Raw genomic sequence first — 20,617 nt, forward strand, 5'->3', positions numbered from 1 at the left:
GCGAGCAAGGAACGTGCGCGGAAATAATTTCGGGCGCCGGCACGACGTAACGTGCGGGCGCCCGTGGCGGCACTGCATGGAGCACGCCGCAAGCGGCGCGCTCAGCGCATCAACGTTGCGAAATCGGCTTGGCCTCACGCACCGTTTCACCGATGAACAGCTGACGCGGACGGCCGATCTTCTGCTCGGGGTCGGCGATCATTTCGTTCCATTGCGCGATCCAGCCCACCGTACGCGCCATCGCGAAGATACACGTGAACATCGAGGTCGGGATGCCCAGCGCGCGCTGCACGATACCCGAGTAGAAGTCGACGTTCGGGTACAGCTTGCGCGACACGAAGTATTCGTCTTCCAGCGCGATCTTTTCGAGCTGCATGGCGAGCTTGAAGAGCGGATCGTCGTGCAGGCCGAGTTCGTTCAGCACTTCGTAGCACGTCTCGCGCATGAGCTTCGCACGCGGGTCGTAGTTCTTGTACACGCGGTGACCGAAGCCCATCAGCTTCACGCCCGAGTTCTTGTCCTTCACCTGCTCGATGAACTTCGGGATGTTATCGACCGAGCCGATTTCTTCCAGCATGTTCAGCGCAGCTTCGTTCGCACCGCCGTGCGCCGGGCCCCACAGGCAGGCGATACCGGCCGCGATGCACGCGAACGGGTTCGCGCCCGACGAACCCGCGAGACGCACGGTAGACGTCGAAGCGTTCTGCTCGTGGTCGGCGTGCAGGATGAGAATACGGTCGAGCGCGCGCACGAGCACGTCGTTGACCTTGTACTCTTCGCTAGGCGCCGAGAACATCATGCGCATGAAATTCGCGCTGTACGAGAGGTCGTTCTGCGGATACACGAACGGCTGGCCGATGGTGTACTTGTACGCCATGGCGACGAGCGTCGGCAGCTTGGCGATCATGCGGATCGCAGACACCTCGCGATGCGTCGGGTCATTGATGTCGAGCGAGTCGTGATAGAACGCGGACAGTGCGCCGACCGCCGCCACCAGAATCGCCATCGGATGTGCGTCACGGCGGAACCCCCGGAAAAAGAAGTGCATCTGCTCGTGAACCATCGTGTGGTTCGTCACCGAGGCCACGAATTCGTCCTTCTGCTGCTGCGTGGGCAACTCGCCCTTGAGCAGCAGGTAGCAGCTTTCGAGGAAGTCGGCGTTCTGCGCGAGGTTGTCGATCGGGTAGCCGCGGTACAGCAGCTCGCCCTTGTCGCCGTCGATATAGGTGATCGCCGAGTTGCACGCCGCCGTGGACATGAAGCCCGGGTCGTACGTGAACATGCCGGTCTGGCCGTACAGCTTGCGGATGTCGATCACGTCCGGGCCGATGGTGCCCTTGTAGACCGGCAGCTGAACGCCTTCAGCCTGGCCGGGGATCGTGAGCGTGGCGTGTGTCTTCGAGTCGATCATTGTGTGTCCTTGAATTGCTGTCACTTCGCAAACCCTCGCGCAAAACTTCGCGCCTCAGGACGCAGCCGCCGGGCTCCCCTCTGTCCGGGCCGGCACTGCTGCGACCGCTTGCCGCATTCTACGGCGCGGCGCGGCATCGATTGATAGTGCAGCCAGCAACAATCCCTCTTCAAGCCAGCAACATTGCCAAGCTTGCGGCTTCCTTAACGCCGATTCCTGCAACAATATTTTTCTCTTGCAGCGCAACATGTCGCACCCTATCTTTGCGATACTGCTTGACATGCAAGGGTTTTCCATTACTTGCATTTTGTAATCTAGCCCGCCACCACTCGCGGGCTTTTCGACGCCACACGCGCTTAAAGCAAAACGTAAGGAAGCAACAGATGAACATCTCGGTCGATACCCTGTTCGCAGAAGACGAACACGCAGCGGGCGCCGTCGTCACGGCACTCAACCACCAGGACATCGTGGTCGCGCTTTCGGCTGCGCTCGCCAACGAACGCGTTGCCGTGCTGCACATGCTGTATCCGCGCACCGACGCGCGCACGCACCGCAGCCTCGATCACCTCGTGAACGCGCTCAACGGCCACGGCCTGCACCAGGTCGCCCGCCTCGTTTCACAGGAAGCGCACTATCTCGTGTTCAAGGATCCCGTGAAGGCATGGAAGGCCTTCCACGAAATCCGCAACGATTCGCTCGCGATCGGCGTGCATCTCTACTACGCGGGCCTCGTGGGCGAGCCTGCCGAGCACAAGCTCGACGCTCACGCGCACGGCCGCGACTAAACGCAAGTCGTTCGGACTACGATATTTTTTGCAGCTAAAGCGCAGCTAAAGAAAATGGCGGCCCCATTGCCAGGCCGCCATTTTTGCATGAGCGCGCGTCAACGTGCTGGAGCGTGCCTTAACGCCCGTGGCCGCTCACGAATCGATCGATCATTTCGTTGAACGCCGCAGGTCGCGCCAGATTCATCCCATGCGACGCGCCCGCCACCGTCGCGCGGCGCGCATCGGGCAGCCAGGCTTCGAGTGCGGCCACGGCGCGGTGAAACACCTCGGGACTCAACTCGCCGTCGATCAGCAGCACAGGGCATTGCACTTCGACGGCTTGCTCGCGCGTATACGCGGGCAGCGGATCCTGAAACTGCGGTCCAAGCGTGTGGGCGTTGTCGGTGGCCATGCGGCGGAACCCATGCGTGCTCTTCGCCCAGAAGCCGGGCCGGCTCACCGAATCGACAAAGAGCGCGAGCCCCGCGTCCACCTCGCCCGACTCGATCAGCGCCACCGCGCGGGCGCGCAGCGCGTTGACGGTCTCGGGCAACGTGGCGAGCGTCTGGCCCGGTTGCTGCACCGGACCACCGGGGTCGGCGAGCGTAAGCGTGCGCACGTGTTGCGGATGACGTAGCGCGAACTGGAACGACACCAGGCCGCCGCGTGAATGCCCGATCACGTGTGCGGGGCCCGCACCGAGGGCGTCGACGAACGCGGCAAGATCATCCGCGTGCTGCCGCCAGCTGAAGGGCTGGTTGCGCGCGGCATCCCCGGCGGGCCAGTAGTGCGTGAGACTCACCGAAACACAGCGATAGTACGGCGCGAGGCCGGCCAGTTGCGGCTGCCAGTAACGGTAGTCGCAAAGCGAGCCATGCACGAAGAGAAGGAGTTCGCCCTCGCCCCGTTCGACATAGGGCATAGGCAGGCCGCCAGGCAGTTCGACGAACGTACCGGGGGCCGGAAAAGCGGCTGGATTCACGGCTGGACGATGTGGAGACAACAGGACAGCGGCACACGGCGACGGCCTGAGGGCAGTCCATCGCGGTGCACGCTGGCAAAGTGGCGTATTGTCCCACGCCCGCGACGTGTGCACCTGGCACGCCGGCGCCTTCACACAGCGCCGCTTCTTCGCCAGCCGGCTTGCGCCCTTCGTTATTCGACGAATTCGAACACGTGCTCGCTCATGAGCGAAGCTGCCGCGCCCGCGCCGCGCACGGCGCAGGTGAGCGGCTCGTCGGCCACACGCACGGTCACGCCGAGTTCGGCGGCGAGGCACTGATCGAGCCTCTGGAGCAGCGAGCCGCCGCCCGTGAGCACGATGCCGCTATCGGCGATATCGGTGACGAGTTCGGCCGGCGCCGTCTCGAGCACCTGCCGCACCGCGTTGATCACTAGGCGCAACGGCGCGGCCAGCGCGTCCACCACGTCATGGCTCGTGATCTCGATCGTGCGCGGTAGGCCGTCCTCCATACTGCGCCCGGTCGCGCGCATGCGTTCCACGGGCTCGCCGTAGAGCGCGCAGCCAATCGTCTTTTTCAGATGTTCGGCGGTCTGATCGCCCAGCACGACGCCATAGAGCGTGCGCACATGGTCGACGATCGCGCGGTCGAACTGGTCGCCGCCCACGCGCACCGAACCGCTGCACGCCACGCCGCCCAGCGCGACGATGCCCACTTCCGTCGTGCCGCCGCCGATGTCCACGACCATCGAGCCGGTTGCCGCATGCACCGGCAGACCCGCACCCAGCGCCGAAGCCAGCGACTCGCCGATCAGGTTCACGCTCGCCGCTCCCGCCGCGAAGGCCGCCTCGCGGATCGCGCGGCGCTCGACGCGCGTCGCGCCCGCCGGCACGCACACCGTGAATGCGGCACGGCGCCCGAGCAGACGGCGCGGCTGCGCCATCGCCACGAAGCGGCGCATCATGTGTTCGGCTGCGGAAAAATTGGCGATCACGCCGTGCGAAAGCGGCCGCACCGTCTCCAGATTGGCCGGCGCGCGGCCAAGCAGATCCTTCGCCTCGCGGCCCACCGCGGCCACCGTCGTCTCGCTCGCACCCGCGCGCCGCTCGAAGCAGACCACGGAGGGCTGGTTCAGCACGATGCCTTTGTCGGCGGTATAGATCAGCGTGTTGGCCGTACCGAGATCGAGCGCCACGTCCTGGCGGAACAGCCTTTTGGAAAAGAGGGAATGCGGCTTGGCTCGGGCCATGTTGGTCTGATGTGCAGTTTTTTTGGCGACCCGGCAGACGATGCGCCGACGGATGGCATTCCCGATGGCAGCCTCATCCAGGCAGCGCGAACTAGCCGCGCGCCGGGCGGAACGGGCCTACGCGGCCGATAAGGTCGCGGCGACTCCCCGTATTAACGGCCGCGACCGGCGCGAACTTTAGCCGGTCCAGAAATAACTGCATAGCTTATCCGGAAAATATGGCCGAAATACGACACTGCGGGCTTATACGACTGCCCTTTTGTACCGATTTCGCTGCGTTAAGGCGTATTTTCGTGGATTAACGGGGTCCGACCTCGCACCCCGCCAACCACCGGATAGCACGGGCAATCAGGCGTGCGCAAGCGCGCGCACCAGCGCGTCGCGCCCGAGCATGACGCCCTGCGGGGTGATCGTGTGGCCCACGCCCGGCAGCGCGAAAGCGGTGACCGCAAAGCCCGCGTCGCTGAACGCGGCGGCGGCACGCTCCAGTTCGCTCGCCGGAATCACCTCGTCGTCCTCGCCATGCACGAGCGTGAGCACCGTGCGGCTTTTCGCGACCACGGGCGTGACGAGACGACCGGCATAGGCGACCACGGCCGCCGCGCCCGCCGCCTGCGTGGCCACGTAGTAGAGCGACATGATCGAGCCTTGTGAGAAGCCCACCAGCGCGAGCGCGTCGTGGCCGAGCCCCCAGTGGGCGAGTTCGGCCTCGAGCCGGCGCTCGAACACCTGCGAGGCGGCCACGACGCGGGCCTCGCGATTGCTCTCGCTGATGTCGCGCAGGCTGAACCACTGGCGGCCGCCGAAGCCGCCGTCGAACGGTTCGCTGCCGTCGAGCGACACGAACGCGACGCCCGGCAGCGCATCGCGCCACACGTCGGCGAGCGGCGTGAGGTCCTGGGCGTTGCTGCCTACGCCGTGCAGCAGTACGACGAGCGCGCGCGCGGCGCCATCGGCCGGCGCGAGACGCCAGCCCCCTTCAAATGCTTCCCAGCTCATGGTCGGACCTCCCCTGTGCTTACAAACGTATTGTGTGTCCGGCGTGCGCTTTTTGCGCGGCGCGCGGCAGGCGCAAGGATACGCTCGCCACGCACCGCGTGTATGAAAGACTCCATTTCCTGGCGTTAGGTAAAGCCGTGCAAAGCCACCCAACTGCGGGTGCAAGCCATTCGCAAGCCGCCGATGACCCTGGGGCGCATGGGGATGCTCCCCGGCCCGAGATGGCAGTGGGCGATTGCAGGTATGCTGTGCCGCAAACCAGATACGCGGAGAACAAGCGTGAGCCAGCCAGCAGCTTCCACGTCGCCGCCAGCACCGCCGCCACCGCTCGAAGGCGGCAGGCTGGTCCTCGCGACCATCGCCGTCGCGCTGGCGACTTTCATGAACGTGCTCGACACGTCGATCGCCAACGTCGCCATTCCGACCATCTCCGGCGACATGGGCGTGTCCGTCGACGAAGGCACATGGGTCATTACCGTGTTCGCGGCGGCCAACGCCGTTTCCATTCCGCTCACCGGCTGGCTCACGCAGCGCTTTGGCCAGGTGCGCCTGTTCGTCGCCTCGATCTTCTCGTTCGTGCTGGCTTCGTGGCTGTGCGGGATCGCGCCCACGCTGCCCTTCCTGCTCATCGCGCGCGTGCTGCAGGGCGCCGTGGCCGGCCCGCTCATTCCGCTCTCCCAAGCGATCCTGCTCGGCTCGTGGCCCAAGGACAAGTCTTCCACGGCGCTCGCGTTCTGGGCCATGACGACAACGGTCGGCCCGATCGCCGGCCCCGCGCTCGGCGGCTGGATCACCGACAGCTACAACTGGTCGTGGATCTTCTACATCAATATCCCCGTGGGGATCTTCGCGGGCTCCGTTACCTGGGCGATCTACCGCCACCGCGAATCGCCCACGCGCAAGCCGCCCATCGACATCGTGGGCCTCGGCCTCCTGATCGCCTGGGTCGCCTCGCTGCAGATCATGCTCGACAAAGGCAAGGACCTCGACTGGTTCAATTCGCCCGTGATCGTCGCGCTCGGCATCACCGCGCTCATCAGCTTCGCGTTCTTTCTCGTCTGGGAGCTGACCGAAGCGCACCCGATCGTCGATCTGCGGCTCTTCGGGCAGCGCAACTTCCTCGGCGGCACGATCGCGATTTCGGTGGCGTATGCCGTGTTCTTCGGCAATCTCGTGCTGCTACCGCAATGGATGCAGGAGTACCTGAATTACCGCTCCGTCGATGCGGGCCTCGTCACGGCACCGCTCGGCATATTCGCCGTGATCCTCGCGCCCGTGGTGGGGCGCCTCTTGCCGCGCTCGGACGCGCGCGTCATCGCGACGATCGCGTTCGTGCTGTTCGCCGGCGTGTTCTACATGCGCTCGCGCTACGTGCTCGAAATCGACACCTTCCATCTCGTGCTGCCCACGCTGCTGCAAGGCATCCCCATGGCGCTCTTCTTCGTGCCGCTCACGGCCATCATTCTCGCGGGGCAGCCGCCGAGCCGCGTGCCGGCGGCGGCGGGCCTCTCGAACTTCGTGCGCGTGTTCTGCGGCGCGGTGGGCACCTCGATCGCGACGAACGCCTGGAACAACCGCACGATCCTGCATCATGCGCGGCTTACCGAGCAGGCCTCGATCAACAACCCGACCTTCGTCCAGGCGATCGATCAGACCCAGAAGGTGCTGAATCTGAGCGAACCGTCCGCACGCGCGCTATTCGACTTTCAGCTCACCTCGCAGGCCGCGATGATGGGGCTGAACGACATTTTCTATATCTCGGCGATCATCTTCCTCATGATTATTCCGCTTATCTGGATCACGAAGTCGACGAGGGGCGGCGGAGGCGGCGGCGCGGCGGGGGCACACTGACCCGCCGGGTTTAGCCGAAGCGCGCGGGCAAGTACGGCGCAGGATCGGTAAACGGCGTTTCACCGACAATCTGCTCGGCGACGAGGCGCCCCGTGACCGGTCCGAGCGTGAGGCCGTGGTGGTTATGGCCAAACGCGAACCACAGCCCGGCATGGCGCGGCGCGGGCCCGAGCAGCGGGCGCATGTCGGGTGTGCAGGGGCGCAGCCCCATCCACGGCGTTTCGTCGAGCCGCGCGCCAAGGCCAAACACGGGGCGCGCCTCGCGCTCCGCCGCGTCGAGCTGCGCATAGTTCGGTTCACGCTCGCGCGTGGCGAGTTCCACGCCAGTGGTGAGGCGCAAGCCGCGGCGCATCGGCGCGACCACGTAGCCGCCTTCGATATCCACCACCGGACGCACGAGCGGCGCGCGCGCCTCGCTCGCGTAGTGCATGTGATAACCGCGCTTGACCAGTACTTCATCGACAGCTTCGTGAGCGTGCCGTCCTGGCGCAGCGAGTCGATGGCCGCGACCACCTTGGCCTTGAGCGCGGCGTCGTCCTTGCGCATGCCGAAGCCGGTGCCTTCGCCGAGCGTGGACGGATCCTTGAGCGGCGCGCCCGCAAAGTCGAAGCCCTTGCCCTGGGGCTTCGAGAGGAAGCCGTCGGTGGCGGTCTGCACTTCCTGGACCGCGCCGTCCAGACGCCCGGCCGCGAGGTCCGCGAAAATCTGGAGGATTTCCCCCTTCTCCCTGAACCCGGCCGCGCGCCGGGTTTTTCTTCGCAATTTCTGGACGGAATACTCACGGCTGGCCTTGAACGGCCAGAAACGATCTTTCACAGTGCGTGTAAAGCGTTCGTAAGCGTACGAAACGCATTCTGTCTGTGCGGTAGCCCACAGTCATATCTCGCCAACGGAGTAGAAGAGTAATAAAAAATTCAAAATAGCTCGTGAAATCACGCTGAAATGTTAATTATCTTAAACCAGCCTTTACACGCAACGACTTATGTTTATCGCTCACCCTATTAAAGGGGGCCAATATGAACAGCGATCGTCAGTTAAGGTGGTTCAACTTTTTATGGCGTGCTCGCGTCCGGAATAGCCTGATAGGTTGTGACAAATTAATTTCGGAAGCCTCGAAAGATGACTTGCAACTTGATTCGCAATCTGTGGCCACCGTCAGACGGGCGCATGCGGCGTTAGCGCAAGGAAATTGGACCAGTGAATTGGAAGTGGAATTTCACTCTGCGGTTGATAAAATTCGCGACACTCTCTTTTTTCCAAGTGCGCGCATATACGCGGATATCAAACATGGCGATGATCTGGTTTCCTACGCGTCGTTAGCTGGCATTGATCTGATCGCAGCCGATGTCGAATCGGTGTCTCAAGCAAGAATGGCAAGAAGAAATCGGGAATGGACGGCGAACGTTGAGGCCAGGTTCTATACCGCATTAAGCCGAATAGCTCACGCCGTCACTCCAGTCGAAGCCGCGACTGCAGGATCCGCCGCTCGTAAGGGTGCCCGCAAGGCAATCAGGATGTACTCGTATTTCACGATACCTTTAACCTTGATTGTTATTAGCTTATCCTGCTTACTCTATATCGCGAATCAGATTTCTCAAGATGTCACAAGACTTGTCGCCGCGAACGATATCGAAGCCATGAGATTACATAATGAACTTGAAAGTCATGCCACGAGCATTATCGAGGCAAAACAAAATGGCGAACGTGCGCTCCGAAAATTACGAGCCGCATACACGCAATCGGATGTTTCACAGCGAGACGAGAAAGATGGAGAAGTCGATATCAATCAGAAAACCGATAGCGATTTGCGAATGATTAGCAATTCGCCTACGGCACTGCAAATAAAAGACACCCTCCAGCAGTTTGCCATCAACAATCGTGAACTCTTTAGTGATGTCCGAAGAACGGATGGTATCGGATCGCGCCTATACATTCCGGTAAATAACCCTTATTACAATCAAAAAGAATGCGATAAAAAAGACACTGAATCGATAAAGACAACCGCTTCACAAGTCAAGAGCGCGCCCACGGCGCCACCAACAAACTGGCTTTGCGACAGTGAGAAAGTCAGAAAAAATCTTGAGATAACAGTCCCAATGTTAGAGGCCGATCATGTGATCGGCGAAATAGATGGGCATAAGAATATGGCACTTAGTCCTGAACGCGATGTGGACGAGGGGTTTCAGAAAATAGCAGCCTATCAGGACATTCGAGCAATGGCAGTATACGGCAGGGACATTATTCTCTCACTTGTTGGCATAGTTACTGGATTTGTTTTGCCTGTATTGTATTCGTGGCTGGGGGCTTGCGCATCTATTCTCAGAAAAATAAACGCCGAGTGTGCATCCAGCACATTTCACCCGGAGAATTCAACCGTTGAGAATAGATCTCATGTTACCTGCGCAATAATCGTCGGAATTTCAATAGGACTATTAAGCGACCTGATTGAAGGAGGGAAAAGTTTTTCGCCATTAGCTATAGCATTCGTCGCCGGATACTCATCAGATAAATTCTTCCATTTCATTGATCGCCTGGTGGATTCGTTATTTCCAATGAGAACCTCCGAAAAAGGTAGAGTTCCGGGAAGACGTCATTCAAATTTCACCGTAGGTCAGAGTGATTAGCAGAAGAGCAGAATAAATTATTCATATAAAATAGAAACGCGGATAATTATTAGCGATTATCCTGAATGACCGAAAAGGGTGGCGGCGCCCTTCCACGAACACCGCGCCAATACCGTGGGGTGCTGCACCACCAGCATCGCCGCGTTTTGGCGCATCCTGGTCGCGCGCCGCGTTGCCGGCCCTTTCAACGTATATCGAATTGTGGTTTCTGCGTCTCATGCATTAGACGACAGGATGATGGTCAAGCAAGATCGGTCCCGTTGCATGTCGCGCGGCTCTCTCATCCGCGCGATGGGACGGGACAAACGCATCACCCAAGGCCCGCAGAATGTAGCGGTAGCCCGAATGATGGCTTGGTTCGAGTCGTATCCTCGTCCAGAGACAGACGCCTGAGAAACGTCAATTCGAGCTACCAGTGCAGACTGCGGGCCTTGTCGTTTCTGGATCAACATGCGATGCCGCAAAAGGCACGCGGGGTAGAAAAAAGCTGGCGCGCGGCCATCACCCAGCCGCAGGGCATCCGGTATCGCGCCGGGCCCGATAAACGCGCGAATGGCGGGATGCGAGAAACAACTAGCCGCAACGAACTGATTTGCTGAACGGACAAAGCCGCAGCGGTCAGCCGAGGTAGATACCCCCCGCGCGATCGAAGGCATCTGCAGATTCGCAGACCCCCGTATCGGGTGAGGTTGTCGTTCACGTGTTCGAAGCGGATTTCGCGGCGCTCGCCAACCTCACACGTCACCAATCATCCACGGCCCTGGCGCCTCACATGAGCCGCTGCGCGGCGGCCCGGCGAGGGCCGTGCGCATCCCCAAGCTTGGCATTCAGGTATCTCTCAAATGGGCTCGTCCGGCCCGCGCCGTAGGCGCTCATGGTAGGACGCCCGAGCGGCGAGCGGCTGCGGCATCAGCGAATCGACACGGTGATCAGCGCCGATCCAATGACGCTCACCGCCCTGTTGCGGGCCATCAGGATCCCTTACCAAACCATCGCTTTCGACTTCTTTCGCGGGAAAAGTAGTGACGCCCCAATAGACCCTATCGGAACTAGATAGGGAGCGGCGGCGATGATGATGGCGACGGCCCCGCCAGGCCGTACGGCATCAGCGCTGTGGCCCACGCAGGCATCGCCGTGGAACTCACCAACGGAAGGACTGACACACTTGCAGTCGTGGACGAAGATGGGACTGTTATCGCCAATGACGTGGCGCGGGAGGCGTGGTCAGTCGCCGTCCACGCATACCGCCAGTTTCTGCAAGGCAACAGCCACTTGAGTGTCCACTCCACCGCACCTGGTCTTGCGATGGCGTAGCCGATTCGCTCGGGGCCACTTACGCTAAATGCAGGTCGGGTGCGGTATCATCGCGGCCCGTGCCCATGGGCTCCCAGACCCTTCCCGCAATGACAAACTCGGACTATCAGGCGATCCTCGACGCGATCCATCGCGATCTGAAGCCGTACATCGGGCAGGGCCGTGTTGCCGACTACATTCCCGAACTCGCCACCGTGCGCCCTGATCACTTCGGCATGGCCATCGTGACCGTGGACGGCCAGGTCTACCGCACTGGCGACGCCGACGTGCGTTTTTCCATCCAGAGCATTTCGAAGCTGTTCGCGTGCACGCTCGCGTTCCAGCTACTCGGCGACGCGCTTTGGCAGCGCGTGGGCCGCGAGCCTTCGGGCACGGCTTTCAACTCGCTCGTGCAGCTCGAATTCGAGGCGGGCAAGCCGCGCAATCCGTTCATCAACGCGGGCGCGCTCGTCGTGACCGACGTGCTGTGCCGCCGCTTCGTGCAGGCGGAAACCGCGCTCGTCGATTTCATGCGGCGGCTCTCGGGCGAACCCGGCATCGGCTACGACCTGCGCGTTGCGCAATCGGAACTCGCGCACGCCGAGCGCAATCGCGCGATGGCGCATTTCATCGCCAGCTTCGGCAACCTGGAAATGCCCGCCGATGCCGTGATCGACGCCTATTGCCGCCAATGCGCGATCTCGATGAGCTGCGTGGAGCTGGCGCGCTCGGCGCTCTTTCTGGCTAATGGCGGCGTCTCGCCCGCGAGCGGCGAACATGTTCTCGACGCGAGTTCGGCGAAGCGGCTTTCGGCGCTGATGCTGACCTGTGGCACCTACGACGCAGCGGGCGATTTCGTCTACCGCGTGGGCTTGCCTGCGAAGAGCGGCGTGGGCGGCGGGATTGTCGCGGTGCTGCCCGGCGAGTACGCGGTATGCGTGTGGTCGCCGGGCCTCGACGCGACTGGGAATTCGCTGGCCGGGGTCCAAAGTCTTGAAATGCTGACGACAATATCCGGGCGGTCGATCTTCTGAGACAACCGCTATCGGAGGTATATTTTGACGGAGCGTGATCTCAGCTAGCAGCCAGTGGACGTTCATCCGGCGACGTTTCGCTACGCGTATCGAGAACAGCTGCGGCCGCTCCGGACCCAGGCTGTGATCGCTCCGTTCCTGGTTGAGGACCGACTGATGCGTCGGAACCTATTCCCATGGAGGAGCCCCATTCGCAAGGCCGCGAACTGATTCTTCGCCGCGCCGGCCTATTTCATTCCGATGAATCGTTTGATTTCATCGATCTCCCCTTTTCGAGCGTTTTTCGCAGGATCGATCCAGTCTTTGAATTCCTGGCTAAGTGGCGTCTTGTTTTCCTTGAACTGCACCGCCTCGATGGCGACACGCAGGCGCGGCAGGTCAACGCCCTCGGCTTCGTCGGTGTGCGAATAAAGCAAAGGCAGCAGACCTTTCTTGTTCAGCCTCGACAGCGTCGGTAGCATCGGCTTAATCCACTGCCCGTTGAGGATCTGATAGGCCGTCGCATAGTCCCTGACCTTCACGGCCTTCTCGACTCCGCGCGCCTCGGTGCCGGGCTTCGGCTGCTCTTTGATTGGCAGATCGATTGACGGCTTGCCGCCACCGACATCTTTCAGGTCGGTAACCTTGATGCGCCAGTCCATACCGCTGTGCGGACCGGCCGCGATCCTGATGGGGCTGTATACGAGGTCGTTTTTTATGTCCGACGGTCCGGTCACCGTCACCTGAGTACCTTTTGCGACGGTGAAAGCGACCGAGTAGGCGGCGTCATAGACGTTGGTCGGAGCGGACGTCGTCTTGATTGTGCCGGCCGCGGTCCACTTGTTCCACTGTTTCGCCGCCGCTTTGAACTCGGGACTCGGGTTGCCTTTGGCCACCAGGCTGAGCGGCAGCTTGCTGAATTTGCCGGCGCCGTCGACGCTCCAGCCCCACGACACCGACCCCATGTACACGCCGCTCTGTGCTCCTTCAACCGCCAAGGCCGCGGTTTCGAACGTCTGGGCGGCGTTGTTTCCGTGTCCGGGCAACTTCGGTGTGTCGATGAGCTTCGCGATATGGTGCTTCAAGGCACCCGATTGGTCCTTGTAGTTCCATCCATATTGCGCGTTGCTCATCGGCGGGGCATCACCCAGCTTGTACTTGGCGCCAGGAACATTCGAGTTGTAAAGCGGGTCGGCATAGGCCCCCAACGTGGTCCGGTCGATCTCTCTTCCTTCGCCGGTTCCACTTGCGACCAGGCGATCGCGACGGCTTGGCTCGATGGCGACGGCCGCGCCGGCCAGTTGCGATCGGGCGGTTTGGGTCAGGCCGATCTTCCTGGCATCCACCTTGTCTTTATCGGGCTCGAACGTCAACTCGATGTCGACGCCGTACTCGCGTCCGGTGGGCCCGAGGGCGTCGTATTTCGCCGTGTCGAAGTCGCCGAAATTGGTGCTGATTGCCGCGCGCTGCACCGCCTGCTGCGGCATGCCGAACGATCGAGATCCGGCGGGCGCCATGCGGTCGAGAAGCGCCTCGGCGGGACCTCCGCGCGCTACCTGATCGGCGACCGCGTCGGCGTGGCGCTCGTATGTGTCGCCGTCTTCACCCACCCCGCCGCTGAGCCGGACGCCGGCGCGCTGCTGAACCGCATGCGCCGCCTCATGCGCGGCAGTGCGAAGATCGGGCGAGCCGCCGAAGGCGACACGCTCGCCTATCGTATAGGCGCGGGCTCCGATGGCACGCGCCGCCGCTGCGGCGCTCGACCCTTGATATGCGCAGACGTTGCGAACGTCGTGCCGCCCGAATGCGCGCTGGATCTCCGCAAGGTAGGGGAGCGGTTCGCCGCCGCCGCTTGCGCCGCGCTCCGCCGTTTCACGAATCGTCTCGCCCTTGGCAAACGCCGGCACGCGGCTGAAGTCGCACCCAACATGCTGCCTGGACGGCTCGTCGACTCGTCCGCTGCTGCGCTTTGATTGCACGACGGGCGGTGTCGGCAACGCTGCAGGCGGTGCGGGCGCGGGAGACCGGTGGGGCGCAAATATCGGTATTGAGGCGAAATCAAGAGCGACGCCGCGCGTTGTGTGTGGGGCCGTCAGGATTTGCGAGTCAAGGTCCCGACTGAGAGTGGCTTGATTGCCGACGGCGCGTTGAGGCGCAACATCCTGCGCGACCAACCCATCGGCGTTTTGTGTCGCAGCGGACCTGGACCGCAAGAGACCGAACGCCGAACTTGCGGTATTTTCCGCCTTAGGTTTGGTAATCTTCGTTGCGAGCATGCCGACCTCCTCCGAGGTTGGCCGGGACATCGCGAAACCATAAATCGCTTCGCGCTATCCATGCCTGATGGCTATTCCAAGACGATAGCTTCCAGGACACGGCCATTCAAGACGAAGTCGCGTGTCGGAACTCCCGGGCAATTCCGTTTGTGCCGGGCCACCATCAGCGAATTCGAGTCTAGAAAGGCATGGCTATCGATGCGCGAATGTCAGCAGAGCGAACTGTATCCGGCTCACCAACGTCAATACCTGGATGTGTCGATCATTGCCAAGGTGCTGAAGCGGCTCATCTGGCAGGTTTCGGAGTGAAGCCGCCGCTCGAATGCGCTTTGTAGAGAGAGGGCGAGCGTCTGAAATTGGCCGATTCCCGACTCCTCGGAAAGAATCCAAGGCAGCCGCTACGGCGCGCACCGTCGCAACCGCAAGCCGCGGGGTCTCTCTGTTGGGGGAAACGTAAATATATATTTACGGAGTGCAAGCTCGCTGACGCTGGAGTGGTTGACGACGCGCACCGGGCGCTCGATTTTCTGATACTTCGATGAACACCATGCCATTACACATCCGCGAAGAAACGCCTGCCGACCACGCCGCCATTTACGCGCTGACCGAGGCCGCGTTCCGCAATGCGCCGCATACGAGCCACACCGAACAGTTGATCGTCGATGCGTTGCGAGCGTCGGGCGCCCTGGCAATTTCACTGATTGCCGAAGACGACCGTGAGATCGTCGGGCACGTTGCGGTTTCGCCCGTCGTGCTTTCGGATGGTTCGACCGGCTGGTTCGGGCTTGGGCCGATCTCCGTCGCGCCAGCGCACCAAAAGCAGGGCATTGGCGCGATGCTGATGAAACTCGCCCTGGATACGCTGCGTGCACGAGGCGTGGCGGGCTGCGTGGTGCTCGGCGACCCGGCGTACTACGCACGCTTCGGGTTCCTGCCTGAACCCGCGCTCGTGCTGCCTGGCGTGCCAGCCGAGTACTTTCAGGCGATTGCGTTGCGCGGGGAAGTACCCGCCGCGAACGTGCGATATCACACAGCGTTCGAAGCGGGCTGACGCACGCCTCAAAGCGGCGGCCTCTCGAGCCTGAGCCAGCGCTGAACCGAAGGCCGCTGCCACTGGTACAGGGCGTACTGCGCGAGATGCTGCGGCACCGGATCGCCATTCAGAACCAGACGGTTCAGCATCAACGCAAGGTCCACGTCGGCGATCGACCATTCGCCGAAGAGATGCTTGTCGCTTTGCGCGAGCAGGGCTTCGGCCATCGCAAAGAGCTTGTCTGCGGCGAGCTGCGCCGCGCCCGAGAGCGGCGTCGCGCTCGGGCTGTAAAAGACGACCTCGGTCGAGCGCTCCTGGCGGATTGGCATGAGATCGCTGCGCAGCCACGCCTGAACCTGGCGCGCGCGGGCGCGCAGTCGTGGGTCCGCCGGATAGAGCGCAACGCCGGCAAACGTTTCGTCCAGATACTCCGTAATCGCCGAGGACTCCGAGAGCGCGAAGCCGTCGTGGATCAGGGTCGGCACGCGCCGCGTGAGCGACTTCGCCGCGAAATCGGGCGTCTGGTTCTCGCTTTTGCCGAGATCGACTGTGGAAAGCTCGAAGGCAAGCGCCTTCTCGTGCAGCGCGACGAAGACAGACATCGCATACGGACTGGCGTATTGAGCGTCGGCGTAAAGGTGGAGAGTGGGTTGGGTCACTGAAGGCTCCGTGGTTAGCGCCGACGATGGTAGCAAGCGCGCCGCCATCGCGCACAACTTCGCCGCGCGTTCCTCTCACGCCGTGCTTGAAACGAGCCCCGTAGTCTTAACCAGTCAGCTCGTGAGCCGGCGATACGCGCTCAAATGGCGCACCAGGCCCTGCGGGTCGCCACGCCTTTCGAGCAGCATGGCGAGATTGTGGTGAGCATCCGCATACGACGAGTCGAGTTCGAGACAGTGTTCATAACTGCGCTCAGCATCATCGAAGCGGCCTAGCTCCTCGAACGCAATCGCGCGATTGAAGTGCAACACGGCATCGTCGGGAAAGTGAGCTAACGCCTCGTCCAATACGCGCAGCGCATCTTCGCAACGCGCTTCGCGTTCGCACAGCAGCGCGCCGAGGTCCACATAGGCAGCATAAAAAGGCTGGGGCGATAGCTCGATCGCCTTCCTGTACGCCCGTTCGGCCCCGTTCGGATCCGATGCCCTCAACTGCTCGCCGAGTTCGTACCACTCCTCGGCCTGGTGCACGAGGTTCTTCTGCGCAGGAGCCGAGTCGAGAAAGACGACATCGCCCTTGATTTGCGCGACTTCAAAATCCAGCAGAAACTGGCCTGTCGCAGCATCCCATTGCGAAGGGCCGGTTCGCACGGCCACATCGTTGCCGACTGCCGATACCCGAATCCCCGTGAGCGGCAACTCGTCGGGCAATTCGTCTCGCAGCCGCGAGAGGGCCGTAATGATCTTGCGCGTCGGTATGCGGGCATCGCGCAACTGCAACGCGGTACGCAGCAGTACGACATCCTGGAACGTGAAGCGGTACGCGTTTCGTGGACCGCGCGACGGCGTCACGAATCCCGCGGCAATGAGGCCTGACACCACGCCGCGCGAAACGCCCAGCATGGCCTGCAATTCACGCATCGAAATCTCGCGCGCGGCGATTTGTGGTGTCACTTGCGTGCCCGCACCTTCGCAGGCGCTTCAGCGGGTGCTTTCGCTGCACGCGCGGGCGGCTTGCGCGTTTTAGGCGCCACGGGTAGCTCGGCAACGGGCTCCGCGCTCTTGCTGCGCCGGGGTGCCGGAGCCGCTTTCGCTTTCGCGCCGCCCTTGAGACTGGCGCGCAAGGCATCCATCAGGTCGATGACCTGGCCGCCGCCGGCCAGTTCTTCGTCAGGCTCGTGAACGATGACCTGCTTGCCTGCGATCTTTTCGTCGATCGCCGCAAGGATGCGCTTCTTCTCTTCGTCCTCATACGCCTTCGGGTCGTAATTGTCTTCAGCGCCCTGCTCGATAATCTGCAGCGCGAGTTTCATCTCGGTATCGGACACCTCGACGTGTTCGACATGCAGGTCCGCCAGCGAGCGGACCTCGTCCGCATAGAGCAGTTGCTGAAAGACGAGCCCCTCTTCTTCGGGGCGCACCTGCACGATCCGCGTCCTGCCCCTGGACGCCCATTTCGCCAATGCGCAGCGTCCGCTGTGTGCAAGCGCCTGCTGCAGCAGGCTGTACGGCTTTGCGCCACGCTTGTCGGGTGCGATGTAATAGGCCTTGTCGTAGAAAACCGGGTCAATCGCCTCTTCGGGGATGAAGGCCATGATCTCGACGACATGACTCGCAGCGTCTTCCAGCGCCTTCAGTTCATCGCCGGTGAAGACCACGAAGCGGTCCTTTTCGAACTCGTAGCCCTTGTTCATGCTCGAGCGCTCGACAACTTCGCCCGTTTTTTCGGAGACGTATTGCTGCTTCACACGCGAACCGTCGGGCGCGAGCATGTGAAAGCGGACGTCCGACGAACTCTCGGTCGCGGTGTAGAGCTTCACCGGTATCGAAACGAGCCCGAAGGAAAGCGACAGGGAGGCGATTGAGCGGGCGGGCATGGACTTCTCCTCGCGGATTGGCACATTCGGCACGACGCCTCGCGCAAGGCTCGTGCCGCCGCCGGGCAGCGGTCGTTTCATTCTAGGCGCTTTATCGCCGACGCCAATGATTGCGCCGCCGCCCAGTAATCCGCCCACGGGTCGCGCTGCTGGAAGCTGAGGTACTCGCGGGCCGTCTGCGCCGTCCACTGCGCCCCGCTCTTCAGGTCGTTCAACTGCTCCCAGGAAACCGGCATCGAGACGCCCATTCCGGCTCGCGCCCGAGCGGAAAATGCCGCGGCGGTCGTTTGCCCCATGCCGTTGCGCAAGTAATCGACGTAGACCTTGCCGATACGGTTCGACGCCCCGGCGGTCGCCGAAAAGCGCTCGGGAATGGTCTTCGCGAGATGTCGCACGAAGGCCTGCGAGAACGCCTTGACCGCCTCGTAGCCGAGCCTCGGGGCAAGCGGCACGACCACATGCAATCCTTTCCCGCCGCTCGTTTTCAGCCAGGCTTGCAAACCCAGTTCCGAGAGCAGCGCTTGAACGAGGAGCGCGGCTTCCTGAACACGTCCCCATTTCACGCCCTCGCCCGGGTCGAGGTCGAAGATGACGCGGTCGGGCTTGTCGAGCCGTCGAACCGTCGAATTCCACGTGTGAAACTCCACGACATTCATTTGTGCCGCCGACAGCAGGGCCTCGACGGTGTCGACGGTCAGCAGCGGCGGATGTTTCGGCCACAGTGCGCGGTCGTGAGCCGTCAGGCCGGGCATGGCTGTTCTCTCCGCATGCTTCTGGAAGAACAACGGTTCCGCAATGCCGTCGGGGGCGCGCACCATGGCGAGGGGCCGCGCCTTCAGATGCGGCAATATCCGCTCCGCGATGCTCGCGTAGTAGCGCACCAGGTCCGCCTTCGTGATCCCCGTCGATGGGTCGACGACGCGTTCCGGATGCGTGATTTTCAGCTTCGGCTGAGGGTCCGGCGGCTGCGTCTTTCCGCCCTCCCGTATCACGCCGCCTGGCGGCTTGTCGATTCGCAGCCCTCTGAACGAGGCATGCCGGACGACGCCATCGGCCGTCCAGTCCGCGAATTCGACCTCCGCGACGAGTTCGGGGCGCACCCAGCGCTCGCTGCCGGCCGAGCGCCGGGACCAGCGGCGCGGCCTCGCCACGTCGACATCAAATGGTGCCGCATCCGCTTCGAGAGGCGTCAGCCGCGTCCACAGGTCCCGCGCAGTCCGCGCGTCCCACCCGGTGCCGACGCTTCCGGCGTCGCGAAGCTTGCCATCGACGTAATAGCCCAGCAGCAGGCTGCCAATCTCCCCGTCCTTGCCGCCACGGGCCGTGAAGCCGCAGATCACCAGTTCCTGCCGCAGCCGGGATTTCGCCTTGAGCCATGTTTGCGTGCGCCCCGATTCATAGGTCGCGTCGCGGCGCTTGAGCATGAGGCCTTCCAGGCCCAGGCCCGAGGCCGCCTCGAACAACTGGGTAGCGGGCGCCTCGAAGTCCTGGCTGAACCGGATGTGCTCGCCCGCATTTTCCAGAAGCTGCGCGAGAAGGGCGCGCCTCGCCCATAGGGGCACCTTCCTGAGGTCTTTGCCGTTGAAGTACATCAGGTCGAACAGGAAGTAGACGATGTCCTGTCTTGCCGCGCCGTCTATCGCATCTTGCAGCGCAGCGAAGCTCGGAATGCCGTTTTTGAGGACGGTGATTTCACCATCCAGCCACGCATTGTCGAGCGCAAGCGCTCTGACCTCTGTTGCAAGCTCGGGAAACTTCGCCGTCCAGTCTTGTCCGCCGCGCGTGATGAGGCGCACTTGTCCTTTGGCGACACGGGACAGCATGCGATAGCCGTCGAGTTTGGCTTCGGTTATCCAGTCGCCGCTCGTGGGCAGCGAAGCCGCGAGGGTCGCGAGCTGCGGCTCGAGTTTGGCTGGCAGCGGCGCGGTCACCGCAGCGCCAAGGTCCACCTGGGGCGTTGCGCTGCGCGCGGGCCTCGCCCCCCTCGGCTCGCGCTCCTCAACGAGTCCGAGCGGCTTCACCGTGACGCTGTCGGGAAGCGCCTTGATGACATCGTATTGCGCCAGCGGCTGTGCCCACGCGTCGCGCTTCTTGAACAGCATCCATTGGTCTTGTTTGTCGCCGGGCTTCGATATGCGAACCAGTTCCCAAAGGCCCGCGAGCTTTTCGCCATGGAGCCGGAAGACCAGCTTGCCAGCCGCCATCCCCTCCCGCGCATCGCCGACAGGCTCCCATGTGCCGCGGTCCCAGACAATGACGTCGCCGGCGCCGTAGTGCCTGGGGGGAATCGTCCCTTCGAAGCTGGAATATTCGACCGGATGGTCCTCCACGTGGATGGCCATCCGTTTTTCCTTCGGGTCGTAGCAAGGGCCCTTGGGTACGGCCCACGACAGCAGCACCCCGTCGAGTTCGAGCCGAAAATCGTAGTGCAGCCGGCTTGCCCAGTGCTTCTGCACGACAAAGGCGGGATGTCCGGGCTCGACGGACTGGCTGGCAGCCAACGGAGCGGGTTCGGGCGTGACACCGAAATCCCGCTTTTTACGATAGCGGGACAGAGGCGGAGACTGCGGATCGCGGTCGCGGGTGGGGGCCATGTCGATAGT

At 62.5% G+C, this 20,617-nt stretch carries 14 protein-coding genes and 2 pseudogenes; 5 read left to right on the forward strand and 11 right to left on the reverse strand.

From position 1 onward, the window contains the following. Positions 1-109: 109 nt before the first annotated feature. Positions 110-1,411 carry a citrate synthase gene (gltA, locus tag FAZ97_RS20355; protein ID WP_158760222.1) on the reverse strand — a complete coding sequence of 434 codons (1,302 nt, stop codon included), beginning with the start codon at positions 1,409-1,411 and terminating at the stop codon, positions 110-112. Between the two features lie 383 nt (positions 1,412-1,794). Here gltA and FAZ97_RS20360 point away from each other — a divergent pair, with 383 nt between their 5' ends. After that, positions 1,795-2,196, forward strand: coding sequence for a hypothetical protein (locus FAZ97_RS20360; protein WP_158760223.1), 402 nt, complete (start codon positions 1,795-1,797; stop codon positions 2,194-2,196). A gap of 118 nt (positions 2,197-2,314) precedes the next feature. On the opposite strand, the gene FAZ97_RS20365 is transcribed toward FAZ97_RS20360, so the two are convergent. The 3 genes from FAZ97_RS20365 to FAZ97_RS20375 all read right to left on the reverse strand — a co-directional run bounded on the left by FAZ97_RS20365 (position 2,315) and on the right by FAZ97_RS20375 (position 5,388). Beyond that, positions 2,315-3,100, reverse strand: a complete 786-nt coding sequence (locus FAZ97_RS20365; protein ID WP_158761010.1) for an alpha/beta fold hydrolase — start codon at positions 3,098-3,100, stop codon at positions 2,315-2,317. A 233-nt stretch (positions 3,101-3,333) separates the two neighbouring features. Beyond that, positions 3,334-4,389, reverse strand: coding sequence for a rod shape-determining protein (gene mreB / locus FAZ97_RS20370; RefSeq protein WP_158760224.1), 1,056 nt, complete (start codon positions 4,387-4,389; stop codon positions 3,334-3,336). A 348-nt stretch (positions 4,390-4,737) separates the two neighbouring features. Continuing rightward, complete coding sequence (locus FAZ97_RS20375) at positions 4,738-5,388, reverse strand: alpha/beta hydrolase (RefSeq protein ID WP_158760225.1); 651 nt, start codon at positions 5,386-5,388, stop codon at positions 4,738-4,740. Between the two features lie 243 nt (positions 5,389-5,631). Here FAZ97_RS20375 and FAZ97_RS20380 point away from each other — a divergent pair, with 243 nt between their 5' ends. Continuing rightward, on the forward strand, positions 5,632-7,239 hold the full coding sequence (locus FAZ97_RS20380; RefSeq protein ID WP_158760226.1) for a DHA2 family efflux MFS transporter permease subunit: 1,608 nt from the start codon (positions 5,632-5,634) through the stop codon (positions 7,237-7,239). 10 nt (positions 7,240-7,249) lie between these two features. Here FAZ97_RS20380 and FAZ97_RS35850 read toward each other — a convergent pair. After that, a pseudogene (locus tag FAZ97_RS35850) lies at positions 7,250-7,684 on the reverse strand (NAD(P)/FAD-dependent oxidoreductase); the annotation flags it as partial. Further along, positions 7,672-7,947 (reverse strand): annotated as a pseudogene (locus FAZ97_RS35855) (ABC transporter substrate-binding protein); the annotation flags it as partial. The pseudogenes FAZ97_RS35850 and FAZ97_RS35855, both read right to left, overlap by 13 nt. 308 nt (positions 7,948-8,255) lie before the next feature. Here FAZ97_RS35855 and FAZ97_RS20395 point away from each other — a divergent pair. After that, positions 8,256-9,863: a hypothetical protein gene (locus tag FAZ97_RS20395; protein ID WP_158760228.1), complete on the forward strand. Its 1,608-nt coding sequence runs from the start codon at positions 8,256-8,258 to the stop codon at positions 9,861-9,863. A 1,403-nt stretch (positions 9,864-11,266) separates the two neighbouring features. Beyond that, positions 11,267-12,190 (forward strand): glutaminase, encoded by a 924-nt coding sequence (locus FAZ97_RS20400; RefSeq protein WP_158760229.1) that lies wholly within the window; start codon positions 11,267-11,269, stop codon positions 12,188-12,190. A gap of 227 nt (positions 12,191-12,417) precedes the next feature. Here the strand turns inward: FAZ97_RS20400 and FAZ97_RS20405 are convergent, their stop codons facing one another. Further along, a complete protein-coding gene (locus tag FAZ97_RS20405) occupies positions 12,418-14,445 on the reverse strand; it encodes an eCIS core domain-containing protein (protein WP_199272113.1) in 2,028 nt (675 codons plus the stop codon). A 547-nt stretch (positions 14,446-14,992) separates the two neighbouring features. Between FAZ97_RS20405 and FAZ97_RS20410 the strand changes: the two genes are divergently transcribed. Beyond that, a complete protein-coding gene (locus FAZ97_RS20410; RefSeq protein ID WP_158760231.1) occupies positions 14,993-15,496 on the forward strand; it encodes a GNAT family N-acetyltransferase in 504 nt (167 codons plus the stop codon). Between the two features lie 8 nt (positions 15,497-15,504). Here FAZ97_RS20410 and yfcF read toward each other — a convergent pair whose 3' ends face one another. From yfcF to ligD, 4 genes are all read right to left on the reverse strand, one after another. Then, the gene (yfcF, locus tag FAZ97_RS20415) at positions 15,505-16,137 is read right to left on the reverse strand and encodes a glutathione transferase (RefSeq protein WP_407671822.1); all 633 of its coding nucleotides are present in this window, start codon (positions 16,135-16,137) and stop codon (positions 15,505-15,507) included. 114 nt (positions 16,138-16,251) lie between these two features. Beyond that, complete coding sequence (locus FAZ97_RS20420; protein ID WP_158760233.1) at positions 16,252-17,091, reverse strand: tetratricopeptide repeat protein; 840 nt, start codon at positions 17,089-17,091, stop codon at positions 16,252-16,254. After that, a complete protein-coding gene (ku, locus tag FAZ97_RS20425; protein WP_158761011.1) occupies positions 17,088-18,014 on the reverse strand; it encodes a non-homologous end joining protein Ku in 927 nt (308 codons plus the stop codon). The genes FAZ97_RS20420 and ku overlap by 4 nt, the downstream gene beginning before the upstream one ends. 77 nt (positions 18,015-18,091) lie before the next feature. Then, positions 18,092-20,608, reverse strand: coding sequence for a DNA ligase D (gene ligD, locus FAZ97_RS20430; protein WP_158760234.1), 2,517 nt, complete (start codon positions 20,606-20,608; stop codon positions 18,092-18,094). Positions 20,609-20,617: the final 9 nt, after the last annotated feature.

The organism is Paraburkholderia acidiphila, assembly GCF_009789655.1.
GTDB lineage: Bacteria > Pseudomonadota > Gammaproteobacteria > Burkholderiales > Burkholderiaceae > Paraburkholderia > Paraburkholderia acidiphila.